The sequence below is a fragment of the Streptomyces hirsutus genome (genome assembly GCF_001418415.1).
In the GTDB taxonomy this organism is placed as follows: domain Bacteria; phylum Actinomycetota; class Actinomycetes; order Streptomycetales; family Streptomycetaceae; genus Streptomyces; species Streptomyces hirsutus.
Genome location: NZ_LIQT01000718.1, coordinates 1 through 4,505, shown reverse-complemented (window position 1 = coordinate 4,505; position 4,505 = coordinate 1). Strand labels below are relative to the sequence as shown.

Genomic DNA, 4,505 nt, shown 5'->3' with positions numbered 1-4,505 from the left:
GCGCGGGCCCTCCCCCAAGCTCCCGGCTCCGCTCGAGCAGGGGGGACCCCCCTCGCCCCAGCTCGTACTCGATCATGCCCCGGTGGAAGGAGTGCAGGGCGCTGCGCACCCCGCCGCCGTGCGTCTCCTCCGTGGCCCGCACCGCGAACTCCAGCCCCTCCTCGGACCGCCCCGACCGGTGCAGCGCCCAGCCCAGCGCGTCGGCCACCGCCGTCGACGGCTGCCGCTCCCACGTCGTCCGCAGCCGCCGCACAGCCGCCTCCGGGTCCCCGTGGTCCGCCTCGAACCGGCCCAGGACGAGATCCCCGTCGGCCCCGTGGGCGGCCGCCTTCCGCACCCGGGGGCGCACCAGGCCGTAGTGGACCCGGGCCTCCTGCCGCAGTCCCAGGGACTCGTACAGCTCACCCAGTTCCAGCTCGTACTCCGGCAGCGGCTGCCCGGCCAGCGCCGCCCGGTAGGCGCCCAGCGCCTCCGTGGTCCGGCCGAGCGCGGCCAGCGCCCTGCCCTGTCCCGCCCGCGCCGCCCACTGGTCCGGGTCGATGCGCACCGCCTCCCGGAAGTACCCCAGGGCCTCCTCCCGGTCGCCGCGCTCCCAGGCCAGCTGCCCGGCCTGCTCCAGGTACGACGCCCGCTCGGCCGGTTCCCCGGTCGCCGCGGCGGCGTCGGCGAGCTGGACCGACGCGTCCTCCTGCCGGCCCTTGTCCCGGTACACGGCCGCCGCCAGCGCCATCACGGCCGGATCCGACCGCAACGCCTTCAGCCGGTCCAGCATCCTCTCCGCCGCCTCGTCGTCACCGAGTCCGGTGTACGCCTCGACCAGCGGGGGATACGTCGTCCACCGCTTCGGCTCCAGCTTCCGCGCCCGTTCGCCCCACTCGAGGGCGGCGGGGTGGTCGCGGCGCGCGTTCGCCAGCACCGCCAGCCCGCGCAGCGCCGCGGCGTTGTCCCGCGGCCGCACCTTCAGCGAGGTGCGCAGCGCCCGCTCGGCCCGTGAGTACCGCGCGGGGTCCCCCAGCCGCCGCCCCTGCTCCACCCGGGCCGCTCCGAGCACCGCCCAGGACTCCGCGTCCTTCGGGTGCTCCTTCAGACGCCGCTCCCGCTCCTCGACCAGCGCCTCCAGATCGGGCAGCGACGCCGGCACCCCGCCGGCCACCGCCGCCCGCGCCCGCGCCCCGGTCGGCCCCGGGGGCCCGTCCGCCCCGCGCTCCCACGGCAGCAGTACCAGCACCCCGCCGAGCACGGCACACCCGGCGGCGGCCGAACCGAACCGCACCCGGCGCCCGCGGCCCGCCCGCCCGGGGGCCTTCCCCCGCTCCGGGGCGCCGTCCTGTTCACGGCTTTCGCCCTGTTCGCGGGTCTTTTCCCGCCGACGGGTCTCGTCCCCGCTCCCGGTCTCCTGCGGCTTGTCGTCCATGGCGCACACTGTGCGTCACATCATCTGCCGATACGACGAACCACACCCCGGTTCGCGACGGCTTACGACCGGGTGACGTACATGGGGTTCACACCGATGGCCCCGGGTGTCACGCTGTGATCGTGAGCCGTATCGAAGTACGACGCGATGAAGACACGGTGGCGGCCGGCGCTCTCGTCGACCGGCTGCTCGACGGCCTGCCCCCCGAGGCGGTGCTCACCGACCCCGACGTCACGGCCTCCTACGCCAACGACATGGCGAGCTTCTGCCCGGCCGGCGCCCCGGCGGTGGTCGTCCTGCCCCGCACGGTCGAACAGGTGCAGCACGTCATGCGCACCGCCACCGCCCTGCGCGTCCCCGTCGTCCCGCAGGGCGCCCGCACCGGCCTGTCCGGCGCCGCCAACGCGACCGACGGATGCATCGTGCTCTCCCTGACCAGGATGGACGCCATCCTGGAGATCAACCCCGTCGACCGGGTCGCCGTCGTCGAACCCGGCGTCGTCAACGCCACCCTCTCCCGCGCCGTCGGCGAACACGGCCTCTACTACCCGCCCGACCCCTCCAGCTGGGAGACCTGCACCATCGGCGGCAACATCGGCACCGCCTCCGGCGGGCTGTGCTGCGTGAAGTACGGCGTCACCGCCGAGTACGTGCTCGGCCTCGACGTGGTCCTCGCCGACGGCCGCCTGATGTCCACCGGCCGCCGCACCGCCAAGGGCGTCGCCGGATACGACCTGACCCGCCTGTTCGTCGGCTCCGAGGGCTCCCTCGGCATCGTCGTGCGCGCGACCCTCGCCCTGCGGCCCAAACCGCCCGAGCAGCTGGTGCTGGCCGCCGAGTTCGCCTCCGGCGCCGCCGCCTGCGACGCCGTGTGCCGCATCATGGCCGGCGGGCACGTCCCCTCGCTCCTCGAGCTCATGGACCGCACGACGGTCAAGGCCGTCAACGACATGACCCGGATGGGGCTGCCGGAGAGCACCGAGGCCCTGCTGCTCGCCGCGTTCGACACCACCGACCCCGCCGCCGACCTCACCGCCCTCGGCGCGCTGTGCGAGGCGGCCGGCGCCACTCAGGTCGTACCGGCCGAGGACGCCGCCGAGTCCGAGCTGCTGCTCCAGGCCCGGCGTCTGTCCCTGGTCGCCCTGGAGGCGGTCAAGGGCACCACGATGATCGACGACGTGTGCGTGCCCCGCTCCCGGCTCGGCGAACTCATCGACGGCGTCGAGCGGATCGCCGAGAAGTACCGGCTCACCATCGGTGTCGTCGCCCACGCGGGGGACGGCAACACCCACCCGACCGTCTGCTTCGACGCCCAGGACCCCGACGAGTCCCGCCGGGCCCGCGAGTCCTTCGACGAGATCATGGCCCTCGGCCTGGAACTCGGCGGCACCATCACCGGCGAGCACGGCGTCGGCGTGCTGAAGAAGGAGTGGCTGGCCCGCGAGATCGGCCCGGTGGGCATGGAGATGCAGCGGGCCGTCAAACAGGTCTTCGACCCGCTGAACCTCCTGAACCCGGGCAAGCTCTTCTGACCCGCCGCCCTCCCGCGCACCCCGTGCCCTCACGGGGCGAGCAGCGCGGCCAGCCCGTCGTCCAGCCCGAGTTGTTCGCTCTCGCTGCCCGGCGGCACCACCCGCAGCGTCCGCTCCAGCCACGACGACAGCTGCGCCGTCGGCACCTCCAGCAGGGCGTCCCCGTCGGGCGAGCTCAGCGCCACCAGGACGACGCCGCGTCCCTCCGCCTTCGACGGCCACACCCGCACATCACCGTGCCCGCACGGCCGGAACACGCCTTCGATCAGCAGTTCGCGGGCGAACGTCCAGTGCACCGGCTGCTCGGACGTGGTGTGGAAGGCGATGTGCACGGCGTAGGGGTCGTCGGTGCGGTAGCCGAGCCGGGCCGATACCGGGACGTCCCGCTCCGGCGACAGGATGAGCCGCAGTTCCACTTCGCGCTCCACCACGATGTTCATGGCGCAGGTCCTCTCTCTCATGAACTCTCGTACAGGTGCCCGCGAGGGGCCGTCACCGGAGAGAGGGAGAAGGACCGGGAGCATTACGCGGCTTCGCGAAAGTTTTTTCGCGCTACCACATCGGTGCTCGAAAGGGGGGTGTCCGGCCGGACGGGCCCTGGTTCTTGCGCCCGTCTGATACATGTGGTGCCCCCGACCCACCCGCGAGCAGATACGGGACGACGGACATGAGCGCCCCCACCCCGGCCCCCGGCGACGACGCGCCGCGCGAAGGCTTTTACCCGGACCCGTCCATTCCCGGATACGTCCGGTACTGGAACGGTGCCGCCTGGGTACCGGGCACCAGCCGTCCGGCGCCGGACGGCGGCGGCGCGCCGCTCGCGCCGTCGGCGTCCGGCGGTGCCGGTTCCCCCGGTTCCGCCCCGGCGGTGCCCGCCGTCGAGGAGACCGGCCCGCACTTCTTCGACGAGGACCCGGTCGACGGGCCCGCACCGTCACCGTCGTCCTCGTCTCCGTCGCCTTCCCAGGTCCCTTCTCCGGCCTCTCCCTTCTCCCCGTCCCCCCTGCCGGCCGACTCGCAGCACGGCAGCCGGCCCGAGCCCGCCTCGGCATGGGGCGCCGACCGTTCCCACCAGTCCGGCTTCGGCGGCGACCAGGACCGCCGGGTCTCCTGGGGAGCGGACCCGAGAGTGGCGCACGCGTCGGGTCCGGCGGGCGGCGATTCCGCGGGCACGGGCGGTGCGCAGGCCGGTGCGGCGCCCGCGGGCAACGCGTTCGTGTTCTGCCCGCCGACGGCCGAGTCGCCGAGCGCGGACAGCGGGTCCGCCGGAGTCCCCGCGCCCGCCGCGGCCTCCGGCAGCGCGGTCGCGGACGAGGGCACCATGACCTTCCGTGCCGTCGGCCCGCGCCGGGATTCCGGCGCGGCCTCCTCCGGTTCCGGATCGTCCGGGCGTCCCGGGTTCGGGGCCGGGAAGGCCGCCGCCGCCCGTGCCGCACGCACGGCCTCCGGGCAGGCGGGGGACGAAAGTCCGGCCGCGGCACCGGTGTCCGGGCCGCAGCAGGCCTCCGCGGCCCCGGCCGTCCCGCCCCGGTCCGCCGCGCCGGAGCCCGCGTCCGTCC

General features: G+C 74.9%; 4 protein-coding genes. 2 read left to right on the top strand and 2 right to left on the bottom strand.

The window, feature by feature from the left end; genetic code table 11:
- Positions 1 to 1,414: tetratricopeptide repeat protein (locus tag AOK11_RS37845; protein ID WP_079035333.1), on the bottom strand; the 1,414-nt coding region annotated here is incomplete at its 3' end.
- Between the two features lie 116 nt (positions 1,415 to 1,530).
- Between AOK11_RS37845 and AOK11_RS37840 the strand changes: the two genes are divergently transcribed.
- A complete protein-coding gene (locus tag AOK11_RS37840) occupies positions 1,531 to 2,946 on the top strand; it encodes an FAD-binding oxidoreductase (RefSeq protein ID WP_055598142.1) in 1,416 nt (471 codons plus the stop codon).
- A 29-nt stretch (positions 2,947 to 2,975) separates the two neighbouring features.
- Here AOK11_RS37840 and AOK11_RS37835 read toward each other — a convergent pair whose 3' ends face one another.
- Entirely contained in the window at positions 2,976 to 3,386 is a 411-nt protein-coding gene (locus AOK11_RS37835; protein WP_055598141.1) for an SsgA family sporulation/cell division regulator, read from the bottom strand.
- 227 nt (positions 3,387 to 3,613) lie between these two features.
- Between AOK11_RS37835 and AOK11_RS37830 the strand changes: the two genes are divergently transcribed.
- Positions 3,614 to 4,505 (top strand): DUF2510 domain-containing protein (locus AOK11_RS37830; protein WP_157869541.1); only part of this gene is annotated, 892 nt, incomplete at its 3' end.

What these genes read in the sequence shown, in the direction of transcription:
- AOK11_RS37835 (WP_055598141.1), bottom strand. Translation starts at nt 3,386, where the DNA reads ATGAACATCGTGGTGGAGCGCGAAGTGGAACTGCGGCTCATCCTGTCG.